General features: G+C 51.9%; 18 protein-coding genes. 9 read left to right on the top strand and 9 right to left on the bottom strand.

Annotation, left to right across the window (positions count from 1 at the left end):
- Position 1: 1 nt before the first annotated feature.
- Both BN3003_RS14150 and BN3003_RS14145 read right to left on the bottom strand, forming a co-directional pair.
- The gene (locus BN3003_RS14150) at positions 2-1,396 is read right to left on the bottom strand and encodes a sensor histidine kinase (protein WP_058357294.1); all 1,395 of its coding nucleotides are present in this window, start codon (positions 1,394-1,396) and stop codon (positions 2-4) included.
- A gap of 11 nt (positions 1,397-1,407) precedes the next feature.
- On the bottom strand, positions 1,408-2,070 hold the full coding sequence (locus BN3003_RS14145) for a response regulator transcription factor (protein ID WP_058357293.1): 663 nt from the start codon (positions 2,068-2,070) through the stop codon (positions 1,408-1,410).
- A 193-nt stretch (positions 2,071-2,263) separates the two neighbouring features.
- Between BN3003_RS14145 and BN3003_RS14140 the strand changes: the two genes are divergently transcribed.
- Positions 2,264-4,444: a PepSY domain-containing protein gene (locus BN3003_RS14140; RefSeq protein WP_058357292.1), complete on the top strand. Its 2,181-nt coding sequence runs from the start codon at positions 2,264-2,266 to the stop codon at positions 4,442-4,444.
- Positions 4,445-4,549: 105 nt separating this feature from the next.
- Here BN3003_RS14140 and craA read toward each other — a convergent pair whose 3' ends face one another.
- On the bottom strand, positions 4,550-5,779 hold the full coding sequence (gene craA / locus BN3003_RS14135) for a chloramphenicol efflux MFS transporter CraA (RefSeq protein ID WP_058357291.1): 1,230 nt from the start codon (positions 5,777-5,779) through the stop codon (positions 4,550-4,552).
- Positions 5,780-6,081: 302 nt separating this feature from the next.
- Between craA and cueR the strand changes: the two genes are divergently transcribed.
- The 3 genes from cueR (at position 6,082) to BN3003_RS14120 (ending at position 8,651) form a co-directional block, all read left to right on the top strand.
- Positions 6,082-6,492, top strand: a complete 411-nt coding sequence (cueR, locus tag BN3003_RS14130; RefSeq protein ID WP_058357290.1) for a Cu(I)-responsive transcriptional regulator — start codon at positions 6,082-6,084, stop codon at positions 6,490-6,492.
- Between the two features lie 91 nt (positions 6,493-6,583).
- Complete coding sequence (locus tag BN3003_RS14125) at positions 6,584-7,633, top strand: microcin C ABC transporter permease YejB (protein ID WP_058357289.1); 1,050 nt, start codon at positions 6,584-6,586, stop codon at positions 7,631-7,633.
- A gap of 1 nt (position 7,634) precedes the next feature.
- Positions 7,635-8,651, top strand: coding sequence for an ABC transporter permease (locus tag BN3003_RS14120; protein WP_058357288.1), 1,017 nt, complete (start codon positions 7,635-7,637; stop codon positions 8,649-8,651).
- Positions 8,652-8,726: 75 nt separating this feature from the next.
- On the opposite strand, the gene BN3003_RS14115 is transcribed toward BN3003_RS14120, so the two are convergent.
- Both BN3003_RS14115 and BN3003_RS14110 read right to left on the bottom strand, forming a co-directional pair.
- Positions 8,727-9,296, bottom strand: coding sequence for a DUF6036 family nucleotidyltransferase (locus tag BN3003_RS14115; protein WP_058357287.1), 570 nt, complete (start codon positions 9,294-9,296; stop codon positions 8,727-8,729).
- A 380-nt stretch (positions 9,297-9,676) separates the two neighbouring features.
- Positions 9,677-11,026, bottom strand: a complete 1,350-nt coding sequence (locus tag BN3003_RS14110) for a YjiH family protein (RefSeq protein ID WP_058357286.1) — start codon at positions 11,024-11,026, stop codon at positions 9,677-9,679.
- A gap of 216 nt (positions 11,027-11,242) precedes the next feature.
- Here BN3003_RS14110 and BN3003_RS14105 point away from each other — a divergent pair, with 216 nt between their 5' ends.
- Entirely contained in the window at positions 11,243-11,488 is a 246-nt protein-coding gene (locus BN3003_RS14105; RefSeq protein ID WP_058357285.1) for a hypothetical protein, read from the top strand.
- 37 nt (positions 11,489-11,525) lie between these two features.
- Here the strand turns inward: BN3003_RS14105 and BN3003_RS14100 are convergent, their stop codons facing one another.
- Positions 11,526-12,638, bottom strand: coding sequence for a glycerophosphodiester phosphodiesterase (locus tag BN3003_RS14100; RefSeq protein WP_082625678.1), 1,113 nt, complete (start codon positions 12,636-12,638; stop codon positions 11,526-11,528).
- 109 nt (positions 12,639-12,747) lie between these two features.
- Between BN3003_RS14100 and glpK the strand changes: the two genes are divergently transcribed.
- Both glpK and BN3003_RS14090 read left to right on the top strand, forming a co-directional pair.
- Positions 12,748-14,223: a glycerol kinase GlpK gene (gene glpK / locus BN3003_RS14095; protein ID WP_058357283.1), complete on the top strand. Its 1,476-nt coding sequence runs from the start codon at positions 12,748-12,750 to the stop codon at positions 14,221-14,223.
- A gap of 11 nt (positions 14,224-14,234) precedes the next feature.
- Positions 14,235-14,564, top strand: coding sequence for a VOC family protein (locus BN3003_RS14090; RefSeq protein WP_058357282.1), 330 nt, complete (start codon positions 14,235-14,237; stop codon positions 14,562-14,564).
- A gap of 123 nt (positions 14,565-14,687) precedes the next feature.
- Here the strand turns inward: BN3003_RS14090 and BN3003_RS14085 are convergent, their stop codons facing one another.
- Positions 14,688-15,140: a GNAT family N-acetyltransferase gene (locus BN3003_RS14085; RefSeq protein WP_058358062.1), complete on the bottom strand. Its 453-nt coding sequence runs from the start codon at positions 15,138-15,140 to the stop codon at positions 14,688-14,690.
- A 40-nt stretch (positions 15,141-15,180) separates the two neighbouring features.
- Here BN3003_RS14085 and BN3003_RS14080 point away from each other — a divergent pair, with 40 nt between their 5' ends.
- Entirely contained in the window at positions 15,181-15,927 is a 747-nt protein-coding gene (locus BN3003_RS14080) for an SDR family oxidoreductase (RefSeq protein WP_058357281.1), read from the top strand.
- A 78-nt stretch (positions 15,928-16,005) separates the two neighbouring features.
- Here the strand turns inward: BN3003_RS14080 and BN3003_RS14075 are convergent, their stop codons facing one another.
- Positions 16,006-17,154 carry a methionine aminotransferase gene (locus BN3003_RS14075; protein WP_058357280.1) on the bottom strand — a complete coding sequence of 383 codons (1,149 nt, stop codon included), beginning with the start codon at positions 17,152-17,154 and terminating at the stop codon, positions 16,006-16,008.
- Entirely contained in the window at positions 17,151-18,032 is an 882-nt protein-coding gene (locus BN3003_RS14070; protein ID WP_058357279.1) for a MetQ/NlpA family ABC transporter substrate-binding protein, read from the bottom strand. The genes BN3003_RS14075 and BN3003_RS14070 overlap by 4 nt, the downstream gene beginning before the upstream one ends.
- Positions 18,033-18,337: 305 nt before the next feature.
- Here BN3003_RS14070 and BN3003_RS14065 point away from each other — a divergent pair, with 305 nt between their 5' ends.
- A complete protein-coding gene (locus BN3003_RS14065) occupies positions 18,338-18,682 on the top strand; it encodes a hypothetical protein (RefSeq protein ID WP_058357278.1) in 345 nt (114 codons plus the stop codon).
- The last annotated feature ends 592 nt before the right edge of the window (positions 18,683-19,274 follow it).

Genomic DNA, 19,274 nt, shown 5'->3' with positions numbered 1-19,274 from the left:
GTTAAGACTGCGGTGTCGCCATGCTAAAAATAAACTTCATCCCAGCATGCTCGCGCCCCGATTGGATGTGCACCGCAATGTTCAAAGCCTGACAGATTTCATTGACGATGGACAAACCCAAACCGCTGCCGGAAACCTGTGTGCCCAAGGCACGGTAAAAGCGTTGTGACAATTGCGCCAACGCTGCCTCGTCCACACCGTGGCCATTGTCGGCGATACTCAGACAAATGCCGTCCGTGTCTTGGTGCAATGCGATGTCTATGCGGCTGGCTTCGGGGCAGTATTTGATGGCATTGTCGAGGATGTTGTACAGCAATAAATGCCACAACTCGGCGCTGCTCCACAGTGTAACTGGCTGCACATCCCAAGCGATGTGCATGTGTTTGGCGTTTAAAGCGGCCTGTAATTGCTGCACCGTGTCTTGCAGCAATGCCAGCAAATCCAAATGCTGAAAATGAATGTGCGCTTCGATGTGGCCATTGCTCGGGTCTAGCCGCGCCAACAGCAATAAATTCGACACCATGTGCGTATAAGAACCGATTTCGCTGCGGATGTCGGCAAAACAATGTGCCAAGTCTGGCTGTTTTCTTTGCAAAAGCTGCACTTTCATGTCCAATCTGGCCAAATGGGTGCGCAATTCGTGCGCGGCATTGGCGGTGAATTGTCGTTCCGATTGCAAGGCTTGCTTGAGACTGCCCAACAGTGTGTTGATGGCGGCGACAATGGCATGCAACTCCTTGGTTTGGTAGGGATTGGGTAACACGTCCAAATGGTTGGGATGGCGGTCGGTGACTTGCTCGGCAATGCTCAGCAGCGGCTTTAACACCACATAAATAATGGCGGCGATGATGAGGCTTAACACCAACAAGACCAACAAGGCTTGCCCGCCCAAATGCTCAACCATTTCCCACAGCAAGGCCTGTCTTTGCTTGATGGACTGCGCCACCTGCACTTCCAAATCCAATTCACGCGAACGCAGGCTGAACACGCGCCAACGGCTGCCATTGCGTTCCACATCGTAAAAGCCACGTTTTTTGTGGGTTTGGGTCACAAACGGCACTGAGCTGCCTTTGCGCGAGTGAAAAATCACCGCGCCGTTTTGGATGATTTGGTAATACTGGCGGTCGGTTTCCATTTCATAGTCTTCTAAGCCGTCCATGCGGCCGGTACTGCTCAAGTCTTGTTGTTGCGCCGCCATGTGAAACAGCAAATGCGCCGATTCTTTCAAATTGTGGTCGTAAGTCTTGGCCGATTCCTTCCACGTTACCGCCAAAATAATCGCAATGCTGATGGCCCAAAACAAGGCCATGGCACCGATGACGCTGCCTATGAGCAGCCATTTCAGCGAGATGTTGCGCACTCGTTGGCCAGTAAAAATCGGTGGCACAAAAGACATGCTTGCCTCCTTCAGCGTTGCGCGTTGAGGGTGTAACCCAGATGGCGGATGGTGCGGATGAAATCGCCGCCCAGTTTTTTGCGTAAATGGTGGATGTGTACCTCGATGGCATTGCTTTCTACCTCGCTGCCCCAGCTGTACAATTTGTCTTCCAATTGCTGCCGCGTCAGCACTTGTTCGGGCTGTAACATCAAGGCCTTGAGCACTTGAAACTCTTTGGCGGTTAAGGCGATGTCGTTCTCGTGGCGGGTGACGGTTTTGCGGTGCAAATCCAAACACACCTCGCCATAATGCAATTGGTTGTGCGCCGATTGCGCCATGCGCCGATTCATCACGCGCAAACGTGCCGACAATTCGGCCAACTCAAATGGTTTGACCAAATAATCGTCGGCGCCCAAATCCAAACCCTCAACCTTGTCTTGCAAGGCATCCATGGCAGTAATGAGCAATACTGGCATATCGCTGTGCTGGCGACGAATGTCGCGCAAGACGCTGTCACCAGAGCGCTTGGGCAGGCCACGGTCAAGCAACACGCAATCATAGGCTTGGGTTAACAAGGCGTGCGCCGCCGCCGCGCCGTCTTGCAACCAATCGACGGCATAGCCATCCATGCGCAGCCATTCTTGTAAGGTATTGCCCAAAGACACATCGTCTTCCACCAGTAAAATTTTCATCATTCATCCTTATTACGCTGCGGTATTGCAGCGGCCTGTAAACCGCTGCCAAGTCTTTATTCATATCTGTGTAATGGGCTTATAGGCCGCTTACGCTACAGATTGCAAGGCTAAACGGACTGGCTTAAGCGTGGCTTAAGTTTGCTTCTTTAACATGTGATGTGTGTGATTCATCCATTAAAGGAGTGTGTAGATGCGAGTTCGCAGTGTGTTGACCAAAATCCATCGCTACGTGGCCTTGGCCATTAGCCCGTTTTTTTTAGTCTTGCTGTTGTCAGGGCTGGTATTGAGTTTTAAGCCCATCTTAGCGCCACAAGTCGGCGGGCACAGTGAGCCAACGCAATTGTCGGCGTTAAAAACCTTGTTAGAAACACAACAAGCTGTGTCTGATGTGAGCGCAGTGCAATTCAGTGCAGACGCCAGTCGCGTGTATTTGAGCAACCCACAAGGGCAGATGACGGTGTTTGATGCCCATAGTGGCGCGAACTTGGGCGAGGCCGGCATGGGCGCTGAGACGTATGCGTGGTTCAAATCCTTGCACAAAAACCTGTTATTGGGTTGGGGCGATGTGGTGGAGTGGGCAACGTATGCGGTAGTGGCGGTGATGCTGCTCGGCTTTGCCTTGCAGATGAAACCGAAGCTGTCGTCCAAATGGTTGGATATGCACAATGCCATGGCGTGGCTGCTGATGCCGCTGGTATTGCTGTTGCCGCTGACGGCGGTCTTGATGACCTTCAAAATCGGCGCGCCATCATTCAAAGACCTATTTGATGGTGGGCAGGTTTACCCCAGTGTAGAAGTCATTGCCCAACTGGAAGCGCAGCCTGAGCTGGGAAAACTGCAAAGCATAGAGCGCATCAAAGGGCGTTATCAATTGATTACCGTGCAGCAAGCGCAGCACAGCCAAAGCTATTTTATTGATGAGGCGCAGCAGTGGGTGGCAGTAGCGCCGCTGGCGTATTGGCCGAAAATGCTGCACGAAGGCACTTGGTCGGACAGCTCGCTCGGTGGCTGGGTGAATGTGGGCTTGTCGCTGTTGCTAACATTGCTGTTGTTTAGCGGCGTTTACAGCTGGGGACGGCGCTTTTACCTCAGCCACAAACGCTATGAAGTGCAAGCGAGCGATATTTTGGTGGCGTATGCCAGCCAAACTGGCACGGCTGAGCAATTGGCGCGTTTGACTGCCGCTGCGCTACAGCCGCAACTCACCTGTAGTGTGTTGCCATTGTCGGCAGTGAAGGCCGAAACATTGCCGTCTTATCGCTTGGTTCTGTTCATTGTTTCGACCACGGGTGATGGTGAATTGCCACAGCAAGCCAAGGCTTTTGTCGCGCAATTGGCCAATACCTCATTGGAGACGTTGCAATACGCCTTATTGGCCTTGGGCGACCGACATTATCCACAGTTCTGTCAGGCCGGCCTGCGTGTGCAAGCGAGTTTGGACGCTGCGCATGCACAAGCGGTGATGGACATGCACATGGCCGATGGTGAGGCGCAGCCGTATTGGCAAGCGTGGCTACGGCAAGTGGCAGCGCATTTGCACATTCAGCTGGAATTGAGTTCTGCAACAATCGAGAATCCAGTCCTACAGTTGCAATTGCAAAATCGCGTGTTGCTCAGCCAAGACACCGAAGGCGTGCGTGCGGTGTGGCAATTGGATTTTAAACCGACCACTGCCATCGCGTTTCGCCCTGGGGACTTGCTGCTGTACACGCCACCGGCAGCGATGCAGCCGCGCAATTACTCGGTAGGCAGTTCGAGTTTGGCTGGGGATGTTGTGCAATTGACCGTCGGTTTGGAAAAGAATCCGACTACCAGCCATGGTTTTGGTGTGGCTTCGCAGGTGTTGTGTCAGCAATTGGCCATCGGCGACCGCATCAGCGCCCACATTCGTCCACATGCCGCGTTTCATCCCTTGGCTGATCCTGAGCAAAAAATGATTTTGATTGCTACCGGCACCGGCATCGCTTCTTATCCCGGTTTTGTGCAAGAGCGGCGTTTGCAAGGCTCACAAGGGCAGACATGGTTGATTTTTGGCAACCGCGCCGCCGAGCTGGACTTTTATTACCACGACTTGTGGCAAGCGGCGCTGGACGATGGCACGTTGTGGCGGGTGGACACGGCGTTTTCCGACAGCGATGGCCAGTTCATCCAGCATGTGATGCTAGAGCAAGCGGCGCTGTTATACCAGTGGTTGGTGCACGAAGGCGCGCATGTGTACATCTGCGGCCGCCAGCAAACCGCCGGCGATGGTGCCAAAGAGGCTTTGCTGCAAATCTACCAACGCGTGGGCAACACCGATGTTGCCAGCGCCGAGGCTTGGTGGGAAGAGTGTGTGAGCGCGGGCAAAATCCATATGGACATCTTTGGTTAAGCTCAGCATAGAGTTTATGAATACCTGAGTTGAATACCGCCATTTAATAAGCGGCCTGTAAACATTTACAGGCCGCTTTGGCATTACATAGGGTGAATACGGCGTTTAAAACACCCCTTGTGCACGTCGCTCCTGCATGATGGTTTTCAGCAAGCGGCGTGGGAAGCTGAACCACAAGGCGATGAGCACGAAGCAGCTGAGGCTGTAAGCCCATAAGCCGACATGTTCATAAGCGATGCGCACCAATTCGATGACCAAGAAAAACACCAAGGTCAGCAACATCGACACTGCCGCGGCCACCGTGCCTTTGCCCACTTCCGACGACATCAAGGCAAAGCGGTAGGTGACGGAAAACGAAATGCCTTCGCCAAAGCTGATTAAAGTCATGCCCACAATCAACGCTGGTACGAACAGGCTGGACAGCAGCGTACCCAGCAAGATGATGACGGTGCCAGCCAACATAATCGGCAAACCAATGAGCACGGAGCGGCCCAAGGCCATTTTGTCGACAATGCGCACCAGCAACACATTGCCCAAAATCAAGCCGCCCAACACTGGGAATTGTGCCATGCCGTATTCCATGCTGCTCAAGCCCAGTTCTTCGACCAAGATGACTGGCGACAAGGCGATCCACAGCATCAACGGCAGGCTGAGCATGGGCAAGGACAGGGTCAAACCCACAAAGCGGCGGTTGGCATACACTTGTTTGAATTCGCCAAACATCGCTTTGATCGGCATTTTGGCCGCGGCGGGCGGCGTGTTTGGCATTTTGCTGTTCAGTCCAAACCAGCTGCAAAACGCCAACAAGGCGATGCCGATAAAACCCCAATGCCACGACACATGGTCGATGAGGAAGGCGCCCAGTATGGGGCCAAGCAAGGGTGCGAGCAGGGAAATGTTCGCCATCAATGCCATTACTTTGATGGCATCGCGCTCTTCAAAAGTCTCTTGGATGGCGGCATAACCAACGGCGGAAATCACGGTCAAACCCGTGCCTTGTAAAAAGCGCAGCAGCAAAAATTGCTCGATGTTGGCGGTAAACAAAATCGCCAAACAGGTGAGCACGAAAAAGGCCACGCCGGCGAGCATCACTTTTTTGCGGCCGATGCGGTCGGACAAAGGCCCGAGCAACCACGCCACACAGGCGCCGCCGAGCAGGTAAAACGACATAGACGACGGTGCCCACGAGCTCGATACCCCAAATTCTTTGGTGATGGCGAGCATGGCTGGCTGAATCAAATCATTGCCTATGTAGACGGAGAATTCAAACAACACCAAGGCAAGCGGAAATAACATGGTGAGGCGGTTCAAACTGGATTTTGCGACGGATGACATGCAATACTTCTTGTATAGGTGTTTTAAATATAGGCGTTTTAAAAGACGGATTGAGGCTGCGCAATGTGGTGGTTGGCAGCAACAAATGGTGTAGTTGGGATAAACAGCCGTGAGAGCTTAGGCGAAAGCCATGGACTTGTCAAAACCGCGTTACCGGCCGCATCTTATGCCTAGAGCTATGATAAGGCTGCACGACGCGGTATTATCGATGTGATGAGTATGTTTAAAAGCGGCCTGTAAATATTGATAATAAGCCGCAGACGCATGACCCAGCCATCTCCCACACACGATAAAGGACAGACATGAACATAGGCGCAGCGGCCAAGGCTTCGGGCGTATCGGCGAAAATGATACGCTATTATGAAGAGCAAGGCTTAATCGTGGCGGCCAAACGCACCGATGCCGGCTACCGAATCTACAGCGAGCAAGATGTGCAGGTATTGCGCTTTATCAAGCGTGCGCGCGATTTGGGTTTTGCGGTGGAGTGGATTAAGTCTTTATTGGCTTTGTGGCAAGACCAGCAGCGCCACAGCGGCGATGTGCGCGCTTTGGCGCAGCGCCATGTGGACGAATTGCAGCAAAAAATTGCCCAATTGCAGCAAATGGTGGGCACGCTGCAAACCTTAATCGATTGTTGCGCCGGCGATGCGCGACCAGATTGCCCGATTTTGGCCGATTTGGAACAGGTGCACACACCGCATTGCCATCAATGAGCACATTAACAACCACAGCCTGTCTGCAACAATGCTGCTGTAATGGCGCGGCAATGCTAAGATAGGTCTGTTGCGATACAGACAGGCGCATATGTGGACATATATTTTCAAACGCGTGTTGCTGCTTATCCCCACCTTGCTGGGGATTTTGGCTTTGACTTTTGCCATCATCCAATTCGTCCCCGGTGGGCCGGTGGAGCAAATGGTGCAACAATTAAACCATGGCAGCCAAGGCATGGCCGAGGTTAGCAGCGGCGGCGGCATGCACGGTGGTCGGCAAGGCTTGAGCGCCGAAGAAATCGACAAACTCAAGGTCTTGTACGGTTTTGACAAGCCGCCGCTGACGCGTTTTATCGACATGGTCGGGCATTATGTGCGCTTTGATTTGGGCGACAGCTTTTTCCAACCCAAAAGCGTGACTGCTTTGGTCATCGAAAAATTGCCGGTGTCCATGAGTTTAGGGCTGTGGACGTTTTTCCTGACCTATTTAATCTGCATTCCATTAGGCATTGCCAAGGCGGTGCGCGATGGCAGCCGTTTCGATGGCATCAGCAGTCTGTTGATTTTGATTGGCTATGCGATACCGGGGTTCGTGCTTGGGGTGTTGTTGCTGATTTTGTTTGGTGGCGGCAGCTTCTGGGCGTTGTTTCCATTGGGCGGCATGGTCAGCGACGATTGGGACACTTACAGCACTGCCCAAAAAATCAGCGACTATCTGTGGCACATGGTGTTGCCGATTACCGCGTCGGTGGTGGGCAATTTCGCGGTGATGACGCTGTTGACCAAGAATGTGTTTTTAGAAGAAATTCGCCGCCAATACGTGTATACCGCCCGAGCCAAAGGCTTGAGTGAGCGCCGCATCATGTGGAAACACGTGTTTCGCAATGCGATGATACCGCTGATTACCGGTTTTCCGGCGGCGTTTTTAAGCGCGTTTTTCACCGGCAGCTTGCTGATTGAAACGCTGTTTTCCTTGGATGGTTTGGGTTTGCTGTCGTATGAGGCGGTGATGAAGCGCGATTATCCGGTGGTGATGGGCACGCTGTATGTGTTTACCTTAATGGGTTTGTTGGCGAAATTGCTGTCTGATTTGTCGTATGTGCTGGTCGATCCGCGTATCCATTTTGATGGGGAGCGTTAACATGAAGTGGACGCAAACCCGCGCTTGGCGCCAGTTCAAACGCCACAAACGAGGCTATCTGAGCCTGAAAATCTTCTTGCTGCTGTTTGCCTTGTCTTTATTGGCACCGCTGTGGAGCAATGACCAGCCGCTGTGGGTGTCTTACCAAGGCAAGCACTACCAGCCCATCTTCAAGACTTATATGGAAACCGAGTTTGGCGGCAATTTCGACACGCCTGCCGATTACCTCGATCCGTTTATTCAAGGCCGCTTGTCGCAACACGGCAATTGGGCGTTGTATCCCATCAATCCGTATGCAGCCAATACCTTGAACGACTTTGATTTGGAGCCGTTTCCGGCGCCGCCAAGCAGCAAACATTGGTTGGGCACAGACGACCGTGGCCGCGATGTGTTGGCGCGTTTGGTGTATGGCTTTCGCGACTCGGTGGTGTTTGGCCTGTTGTTAACGCTGATTACCACGGTCATCGGCGTGGTATTGGGGGCGATACAAGGCTATTTTGGTGGCAAAACCGATTTGTTGTTGCAGCGTTTTATGGAAGTGTGGGGCGGCTTGCCTGAGCTTTACATGCTGATTATTCTGGCCTCGTTTTTTGAGCCGAGTTTGCTCATCTTACTCATCTTGCTGTCGGTCTTCAGCTGGATGGACACCAATACCTATGTGCGCGCCGAGTTTTTGAAAAACCGCCAAATGGACTATGTGCAAGTGGCCAGAGCGATGGGCGCCAGCCATCGTCATGTGATGTGGCGCCACATCTTGCCCAACAGTTTGACGCCGGTGATAGCGCTATTGCCGTTTAAAATTTCGGGGGCGATTTTGGCCTTAACCAGTTTGGACTTCTTGGGTTTGGGCGTGCCCAGCAATAAACCGAGCTTGGGCGAGTTGCTCAGTCAGGCCAAAGACAATTTGGACGCGTGGTGGATAGGGGTGCCGACTTTCTTTACCTTGGTGGGTTTGCTGGTGTTATTGATTTTCATCGGTGAAGCCTTGCGCTCGGCCTTGGATGTGCGCAAACAATAATCTAACAAGCCAATAAATCAGCAATCAAAGCGGCCTGTAAACAGTTACAGGCCGCTTTTTGATAGCGTTTTGTTATTAAGCCGTTAAGGCGTATTGCTTGGCCAAGCTGATGTTGTCGCGGTATTGCTTTAAATCGCCGATGTATTCGGCCAAGGCCTCGCGCGCGCGCAATTCCAATTCTTCGGCGCTGAAATGGCCAGCGCGCACAAAGCTTTGGATGTCTTCAATGTCGATGGGCGACAGGCGTGAAATCTTACTCACACACAAATCCAAGGCCGATAAGGCGTGCACACGCATGTTTTTCAAATGCGTGAACGGCAATTCTAGCGAGTCTTGCAAATAATTTGGGTGCATCAAATTGAAACGGGTATTGTCGTTTTTGTTGAAGCGGATTAAGCGCTCTTTGTCGCCCTCATCGCGGTAAACCAAGGACAAACCGTCGGCGATGTAGACTTTGCGGTTAAACTCGCCTTCGATGTAAAACGTGCGCTGACAACCGGTGTACAAATACACCACCATGCCGCCAGACAGGTAGAAATGCACGTCTTGATGCGCAGGCAAAGTCGCATCCATCATCAGCAAAAAGTCACTCAAGGCTTTGAGCATGGGGTCAGCGGTGTTGATGTGCTCTAAAATCTTTGGCATTGCGCGAGGAATATCCCATGTGTGTGTGGTAAATATGAATATATCATACAGTGTATTGGTGGCTCAGAACATTGGATTAATTGATGAAAAAGCCAATATTCCTGTCGCTTATTTAACATGGTTTTATCTTGATTGGCCACAGCGTGAGCATGCGCACATGCCAGTGTGAGGCGCTGTAATGCCCATCAAGAGAAACGGTATGCATTGCTGACCATGTTATCTAAGCTTGCTCAGTATGACAATAAGTAATATAGAAGACTTAAGCATTAGCCTGTAAACAAAATGGCATATAGAAAACGGTTGGCTGCTTCATGACACAAGCGGCCTGTAAGTTTCTTTACAGGCCGCTTATCACATTTGTTGGGACTATCTTCAGGTGTTTAAGCCAACCAGCCCATGGCCAAACCCAAGCGCAAGGCGATGCTGGCCAATAAAATGCTGAGTACAGTTCTGACCAACCAAATGATGAGCAAATGCCAAAAGCGCATCGGTATGCGTGTGGCCAACATGCACGGAATGCTGCCTGAGAAGAACAACACACTGCTGATGCAGGTAACGGCGGCGATATAGCGTACGGCCAAATCGGCATCTTTCAGCAAAATGGCTGGCAAGAACATTTCGGCCAAACCCGAGGCAAATTGGCCGCTGTACTGGCTCAAGCCATCTATACCAGTGAGCCACATAAACGGTTTTAATACCAAACCCAACCACTCAAACACAGGTGTGTATTTGGATAAAATCAGGCCAATAAAACCGATGGCCAAAATCGATGGCGCCACTACCGATGACATGCGTATGCCGTCGAGCAAATTGGCTTTCATCATGCTCAACAGCGAAGGATTGCTTTGGTATTGCTTGATGCCGGCTGCTTTGGCAAATGCCCAAGCCTCACCTTTGGGCGCTTCAGGCATAGGATTGGGGGCATCGTTATTGTACAGACTCAACGGAGGGATGTAGGCGGTGATGGTGGTGACGGTGAAAGTCACAATCAAAGCACTCCAAAAATAAAAATTCCAATACTCCATAATCCCCAAGGTTTTGGCCACAATAATCATAAAAGTGGCCGATACGGTTGAAAAACCGGTGGCAATGATCATCGCTTCACGCAAAGAATAGCGACCTTGGCTGTACAAACGGTTGGTAATCAGCATGCCTACCGAATAACTGCCCACAAACGAGGCCACTGCATCAATCGATGAGGCACCTGGCGTGCGAAATAAGGGGCGCATCAAGCGCTCCATCATCACTCCGAGCAATTCCAATAAGCCAAAGCCGATTAAGAAAGTCAAAGCCACTGCGCCGATGGGGATCAGTATGCCCACATTCAGCGCCAGTTTTTCAAACAAAAATGGCAACATGTCTTTTTGCATCGCCCAAGCCGGAGCCGTATTGGTCAAATACAGCAAGGCCAACACCAAGCCCAAGACTTTGGCCGCACTGAAAATCAGGTTGCTGACCGATTCTTTGTAACTGCCATTGATCAATGGCGACAAAGCGCCATAAGCCATCAGCATGAGCAAAATGGCGATGGCCGCGGGTTTTAATGGGCCAGTTAATAAGGTCGTGGCATGGTCGAGCAAGATGGTGTTTTTGCCATTTATGGTCACAGGCACAAAAAACAAAAAGATGCCGATGCCGCTGAAAAAGAGGATTTTGCCTATGGTCAACCATTCTTGTGGTGCACCTTGTGCGGGCAGCAGCTTGCCCGAGGGGGTGAGCTGGGTCTTCATGATGTTTCCTTTGTAGTTTGTATTATGTTGTCTATACAATATCAAACAAATTTTAGCTTGGGTAGTTTTTTTAAGTGATAATTTAGAGTTAAATTGATGTTTCGCCTCTGCTTCTTTGCTGAAGCTGCTTGGTATACGAAGTTAAAACTGAGTAGGGGTTCCAATGTGAATGCCACTCAAGAGCTGAGCAGGAATTGCAATGATGATTGAGCTGTCATGGCCTTACAGGCCGCATCTAAAAACCACATCAGGCTTTTAAAGACATGGGCAGAGCATGAAGCGGTGGACATGCATTCTTGCTTGCTTGATGTGGCTGTGTATGGGGCGCAGACAGATGAAGCGTCCATGCAGATGGCGGATGCTAGCCTATATGGCAATGTTGTTCCAATTGATAAAGATGGCGGTGTGACACTGACAGCAGCGGCCTGTAAGCGCTATGGTACTTACAGGCCGCTGCTTTAATGTTTGCGAACAGACAGGATGGAATGGGTGGCAAACATTATTCTAAAGACTGCGCAAACTGCGCCCGTGCCGCCACCGCATGGTCGGTAAAGTCACTGAACAGGCCATCGACACCAAGTTTGAAATAGCGTTGGTATTCGGCATCAGGGTCGCCTTGTTCGGTGGCGGTCAGGTATTTCTCTTCGCTGCGAAAGGTGAAGGGTACCACTTGCAAACCGATTTGGTGTGCGCGTGCGACCACATCGTTGGTGGGTAACTGCGTTTTGATACCGTTGGCATCGGTTTGGTAAGACTGCAGATACACTTTCCACGGGCCTATGGCAGTGGCAACTTGCTTGATTTCGCGCAGATTGGCATCGCTGAGCATGTCGGCATAAGTACGGGTGTCGCCACTGAGTTGAAAATCATAGGGCACGGTGGTTGTGACATCGCCATTGGCGGCGACCGCATCGCCATCCAATAAATACACCAAGCGTATCGGCGTGAGGCGTTTGAGTTGGCTTAAGTTGCCCAATTCAAATGATTGAATGAACACGGGGGCATCTTGGCGATTGAGTTGGTATTGGGCCAATAAGTCCACCAGTTTTTGCTCAAAGCCCAAGCCTTGCTCTGCATGCCATGCAGGGTGTTTGGTTTCGGGATAAACGCCGATGTCGCGGCCAAATTCTTGCGACAAGGCGGCGCGCAATTGCAATACTTCTTCTAGGCTGGCGATGTTGAATAGGCCGTTGTATTGCTGGTCGCGCTGTGGCATGGGCTGTTTTGCACGCAAAGTTTGGATTTGTGCATAAGTCAAATCGTTGGCAAACCAGCCGGTTTCGCTTTTCCCATCTATGGTTTGTGTGCGCTGGTAAGCGGCAAATTCGGGACGGCTGGCGATGTCGGTGGTGTCTTTAAGATTGGGCTCATGGCGCACAATCAACACGCCGTCTTTGGTCGACACCACATCGGGCTCGATGTAATCGGCACCCAACTCCACCGCGTGGCGGTAGGCTTCCAAGGTGTGGTCGGGCAAATAGGCCGAGGCGCCGCGATGAGCAATGATGATGGGCGGTTTGCCATCGAGGGTGGGCCAAGTTTGGGCTGAAGATTCGGAACCGATGTGCATCATCAAGACTCCTGTGCCAGTGCTGAGGGTAAGGTTTTTCATGGCTACCTTAAAACGGGGTTGATAAAGATGCAAGTGCCATGCTAAAAGCAAGTGATGACAACACGATGAACACGGGCGCAGACAGATGCGGCCTGTAAAAGGATAACTGATGGGATATTTGCTGGCCTTAGACCAAGGCACCACTTCCAGCCGCAGCATCATCTTTGATAGCGAATTGAATCTTGTTGCCAGCGCGCAACGGCCATTGCCGATACACACGCCGCAAGCGGGCTGGGTGGAACAAGATGCGGAAGAAATGTGGGCAGGGCAAATGGCCACCATCCAAGAAGTGCTCAGCCGCACCGGTTTGCTCGCCAGCGACATCGCCGCCATCGGCATTGCCAATCAGCGCGAAACCACGGTGGTGTGGCACAAGAAAACCGGCAAACCCATCGCACCGGCTTTGGTGTGGCAAGACCGCCGTACCCAAGCGTGGTGCGAGGCGCAAGCGGCGATGGCTGATACTGTGCAACAGCACACTGGTCTGCGTTTAGACCCGTATTTCAGCGCCAGCAAATTGGTGTGGTTGCTGGAGCATGTGCCGCACGCGCGTGAGTGGGCAAAGGCGGGTGAATTGCTGTTTGGCACGGTGGACACGTGGCTGACATGGCAATTGACGCGCGGCCAACGCCACATCATTGATGTGTCCAATGCCTCGCGCACGATGTTGATGGACATACACAGCGGTACTTGGTCACAGGATTTGTGCACAGCTTGGGACATCCCTATGGGCATGTTGCCCGAAATCGTACCGTCCAGCGGCGCATTGGCGCACACGGCGGCGGGCTTGTTGGCAGCAGAAGTGCCGATTTGTGCAATTTTGGGCGACCAACAAGCGGCACTGTTTGGACATGCGTGTGAGCAAGCCGGTATGGCCAAAAATACTTATGGCACTGGCTGTTTTATGTTGCTCAATACCGGTGACACGGCGGTGCAGTCGCAACAGCAATTGCTGTCTACGGTGGCATGGCAGCAACACGGCCAGCCGCTGCAATATGCATTGGAAGGCAGTGTGTTCATGGCCGGCGCCATCGTGCAGTGGTTGCGTGACAATTTGGGTTTAATCCAACACAGTGGCGACATTGAAGCCTTGGCTGCCTCCGTGCCCGACAATGGCGGCGTGACGCTGATACCAGCGTTTACCGGCATGGGGGCACCGTATTGGCGCGCCGACATGCGCGCGTCTTTGCACGGCTTGAGCCGTGGCAGCAGCAAGGCGCACATCGCGCGCGCGGCTTTGGAAGCCATTGCCTTGCAAGTGGCGGATGTGCTCAGCGCCATGCAGCAAGACGCACCGCAAGCGCTGACCGAATTGCGCGTGGATGGCGGTGCGGCCAACAACGATTTGCTGATGCAGTTTCAGGCCGATGTGCTGGGCGTACCGGTCTTGCGGCCGAAAGTCACCGAAACCACCGCTTTGGGTGTGGCCAAGTTGGCAGCGATGCACCTAGGCTTTATTCAGGCCCAAGACAGCGCCCATTTGTGGCAGTTGGAACGGGAGTTTGTGCCCAAGATGTCTGCATCCGAACGCGACAGTCATTTACAGCGTTGGCAACGGGTGATGCAGGCGATGTTGCCATTGTAAAAGGAGTGAATATGTTGCTTAAAATGGATTACATCGAATTCAGTTGTCCAGAGTTCGCCGCCAGTCAGCGCTTTTTTGAACAAGCGTTTGGCTGGCAAAGTGTCGATTACGGCCCCGATTATCAAGAATTGCAACAAGCTGGCATCGGAGCGGGCATGGCGCGCGCCGCGCAGGCTGCGCCGCTGCTTGTGTTAAAAAGCGATGATTTGGAAGCGGCATTGCTACAAGTGACGCAGGCTGGCGGCCGCATCACCAAAGACATATTTGCCTTTCCGGGTGGGCGGCGCTTTGAATTTGTCGAGCCCAGCGGCACGGCGATGGCGGTGTGGAGCGAGCGTTAGCGACCATTGCATTACTGCCATGTCACTGTTTGGTTAGTTTGAGATGCGAGTTAAAGCGGCCTGTAAACCGATAAAAAGGCTTTACAGGCCGCTTGTGTGTTTATTGCATGGGTTCTAAATGCTTTATTTCCTATCAGCCGGTTGTAACCATTGCATATGCAATAAGGGAAATGGCCAGCCTTGGCCATCGGTGTCGGAGCGGCCACAGATGACAAAGCCCATATGTTGGTAAAACGCGGTGGCTTGCGGGTTTTGTTCGTTGACATCGACTTTGTCGGCGCCCAAGTGTGTGAGTGCGTGGCTGACCAAGGCTTTGCCTATGCCCAAGCCTTGTGCATGCGGGTGCACAAACAGCATTTCGATGTTGCCGGCGGCCACGCCGACAAAACCCAGACAGCGACCTGCTTCGTCTTGCCATGCTCGCAAAGTGACTTGGGCAAAATAGTGGTTCAATATCAAGTCACGCAAATGCGCGATGTGGGTTTCGCTTAAAAAATCGTGGCTGGCGCGCACCGATGCTTCCCACACTGTGATGAGTTCTGGGTAATGCTGGGCTTGGACGGTGTGTATACTCATGGCAAGATGGTCTTTTTTTGAAATACTGCGAGGATAACACATGCCACCCATTACCGTGATTACTGGCGGCTCACGCGGCATCGGCCGTGCCACCGCATTGCTGTTGGCCAAGGAAGGTCACAAAGTCGCCATCGTCTACAAATCGCGTCAAGCCGAAGCGGCGCAAGTGCTGGCAGAGATTGAGGCTATGGGTGGCACCGCCATTGCCTTACAGGCCGACATTGCCGATGAGGCACAAGTGGTGGCGCTGTTTGCACAAATCGATGCGCAATTGGGGCGGGTCACCGGTTTGGTCAACAATGCCGGCATCTTGAAAACCCAAGCGGGTCTGCAAGAATTGACGGCGGCGCGCATCCAACAGGTGTTCAATACCAATGTGGTGGGCGCGTTTGTGTGCGCGCGTGAGGCGGCGCAGCGCATGGCGTTCAAACACGGCGGTGCTGGCGGGGGGGGTGTGAACGTGTCGTCGGTGGCGGCGCGTTTGGGCGCGGCACATGAGTATGTTGATTATGCGGCTTCAAAAGGGGCGTTGGACACGATGACGCGCGGTTTGGCAGTTGAGTTGGCAGCCGAAGGCATACGCGTGAACACGGTGCGCCCCGGTTTTATCTATACCGACATGCATGCCGACGGCGGCGAGCCCAATCGCGTCGAGCGCATCAAAACCAGCTTGCCGATGCAGCGTGGTGGCACGGCTGCAGAAGTGGCCGAGGCCATCGCATGGCTGTTGTCAGACAAATCGTCGTATGTCACCGGCAGTTTTATTGAGGCGGCAGGTGGCAGATAGTGCTTACTTAAACAAATAAAGCGGCCTGTAAACCGCATCACAGCGTTTACAGGCCGCTTTAACTCAAGACAACGTGGCTTAGATTTGCTGCAATACTTGCACCGCTTGTTCTAAGGTTTCTTGCTTTTTGGCAAAACACAGGCGCAAATACTGTTGGTTGTGGCCATCGTGGTAGAAGGCGGCAATCGGAATGGTGGCAATGCCGTGTTTTTCGATTAATTCGACGGCAAATTCTTGCTCGGGCTTGTCGCTGATGGCGCGGTAATTCAAATTCAAAAAATACGTGCCTTGCGATTGCGCCACTTCAAAGCGCGAGTGTTGCAGCGCTTCTACCAAATAATCGCGTTTTTGCTGAAAGAAAGTCGGCAGGTTTAAATAGTGCTCTGCGTCTTCAAGATACTCGGCTATCGCCAATTGCGTTGGCGTGTGCACGCTGAAGACATTGTATTGGTGCACTTTGCGAAATTCGGCCATCAATTGCGGCGCGGCCACGCAATAACCGATTTTCCAACCGGTGGCGTGTAAAAGCTTGCCAAAAGAGGCGACCACAAATGCGCGTTCGCGCAATAAAGGATGGCTTAACACCGTTTGAGGCGCGATGCCGTCGTAAACCAAGTGTTCATATACCTCATCGCTGAGCAGCAAGGCATTGGAATTTTGGATCACTTGCGCCAATTGCGCGACATCGTCGGCCGACAATACTTTTCCGGTGGGATTGTTGGGATTGTTGACGATGATTAAGCGCGTGCGCGCATTGACTTTGCTCGCTACCTCTTGCCAATCAATGCGGTAATCAGGCGCAGTCAAGCGGATGGGCACGACTTTGCCGCCCAACAATTCTATGGTCACGGCATAGCTGTCGTAAGCCGGCTCAAACACAATAACTTCGTCTCCGGCATGGATGACGGCCGACATCACGGTGAACAAAGCTTGGGTGGCGCCGGCGGTGACGGTGATTTCGCTGTCGGCATGGATGTCTAAATCGTGCACGCGCTTGAATTTGGCGCTGATTTGTTCGCGCAGCGCCGGCATGCCGGCCATAGGAGCGTATTGGTTAAAGCCTTGTTGCAGGTATTTGCTGATTAAATCGGTTAACTGCGGGTCTACCGCATAATCGGGAAAACCCTGCGACAGGTTAATCGCTTGGTGTTTGACGGCCAGCGCCGTCATCACCGAGAAAATAGAGGCGGTGCTGTTGGGCAATTTGGATTGAAATGTGTAAGTCATCGGTGTTTCTTTTCTGATGTAGGGGCTACAGGGTATTTTTGCCAAACGGCAGGCTCAATAAAGTCGGCGTATTGGCTTTGCGAGCGTATGTAGTCGGCATAAGCCTTGGATTCAAACGCGGCCACCAAGTCTTGCGCCCACGCGCTGTGTTGGTTTTGCGCTTTGATGGTGAGATTAACACGATGGCGAGGTGGTGTGTCTTCTATGACCAAGCCATCGGCGATTTTTTCACCCGAACTGGCGACAAAATTGCCATTGATGACGGCGTAATCCACATCATCCAGTAAGCGCATGCCTTGCGCCGAGTCGGCTTGTTTGATGTTGAGCTGGTATTTGCCGGCGCTGATGTCGTTGACGCTGAAATCCAGCGGATTCACACCGTCTTTGATGCGTATCCAGCCGAGTTTTTCCAAAATGCGTGCGCCGCGTTCGGCATTGATGGGGTCGTTGGCAATGGCGATGCTCATGCCGTTGCGGATTTCATTGATGCTGGCATGTTTCTTAGAGCGCAGGGTTTGCGGTGGGCTGGGATTGACGGCGATGGCAATGATGTCGGATTTTTGCTTATGATTGTAAGACTCCATATAGGCCGGGGTTTGAAATACCGATGCCTGGATTGCGCCTTCATCCAAGGCCGGATTGATTTGCACGCCTTGGGTAAACTGGCGTAGCGTGACGTGATAGCCTTTTTTCTCCAACTCAGGCACCACACCATAGCGAACTTGGTCTATGTAAGTACCCACGCCAAAACCTAGGGTGATGTTTTTGAGGTCGGTGCTGGGAGCAGTGCTTGAAACCGCTGCTTGTGGTTGGCAAGCATTTAAAGCTAAAACAGCCGTCAGAGCGAGGGCAGCGTGGGTCAGGGCGCGTTTGAACATGGTGGTGTGTGGGTGTGGTTAACAATGACGTCAGTATAAGCAGCCACGGTGGGAAGTTTTAATAATACTTTTTACTATATAAATTACATTTTGATATTTAATTTGGTTCTAAAGTGTGACGTTGCCTGCTTAAGTCATTTATCTTAATTCGATGTGTCGCCATCGCCACAGTTGTGTGGTACAAAGTAGGCTTTATTCGCATCTAACGCTGGTTTGCGTCTGCGCAATGGTGTGCTGTGAAAATTGCCTGATAATATAATGGTTTGTAAGGTCGCAGTTATGAGTGATGAAAGAGGAGGTTCAGAATGAAAATGATGTTGAGTCTGTTGGTGTTGCTGATGGCCACATCGACCTGGGCAACCACACAAGACGATGTCAATTTTGCGCAGCGCCAGTGTCAACAGCGCAATGATCCCGACAAATGTGCCACTTATCGGGCGGTGGCCAAGGCATATCAGCGCGAACAGCGTGATGCTTTGGAACACGATGCTGCAATTAAAGCCAAACAAGCAATGGCCGGTGCCAATTACACCGACATTGAAACCAATGTCTATTCTGGTGATGGCAAAGGCGCTTACCGCTGGAATGGTGCGCGCAACAAATACTGTTATCACAACAGCAACGGCAGTGTGCAACGTTGTGTGAATTAAACCCAGTAAACTGCATTTTTGCCCAAAGCGGCCTGTAAAGTTACAGGCCGCTTGTTTACATGCTGGTGCTGCTTGTATCGAGAGGTGTGTGGAGACAGGAAGACACAATAACAGTGGTGTGTTTGGGTTTGTAGCCGATGGCGCACATTGACCCGAGTGAGCAGAGGCGCTACCATGCTCGGCGCTGACTGGGTTTGTTGGCAAGCAGTATCGAAATCGGTTTAGGTGTGGCGAATGTGTAGGCTGATACACCGTTCCTGGATGGCTCAGGATTTCGCCATCTACCAGCTTGAGGGGCTGTTAACAGTCGCCTGTGGAAATATCAAGCAAGAGCATGCTGGGATCAGCTCCAGCCGCCACACCTAAATCGCTTTAAATGTCATATTGAGGGTTTACAGGCCGCATGAGTTGGCTTGAAAAGCGTGTTGGTGAGTCTGTACAAACATTATCAAATGACAAATTAATGAAATTAAGGGCAGATTGGGGCTGGAAAGATGTAAATAAACCTTAATAACTGTAAACCATTTATTGGGATATTTTGTCTAGAAAGCGATTAATCACCTATGATAGTTCAATAATTACAGTTTTTAAC

Source organism: Vitreoscilla massiliensis (assembly GCF_001457815.1).
Lineage (GTDB): Bacteria > Pseudomonadota > Gammaproteobacteria > Burkholderiales > Neisseriaceae > Vitreoscilla > Vitreoscilla massiliensis.
The sequence above is the reverse complement of the archived record's forward strand: the minus strand, read 5'-3'. Positions and strand labels throughout refer to the sequence as shown.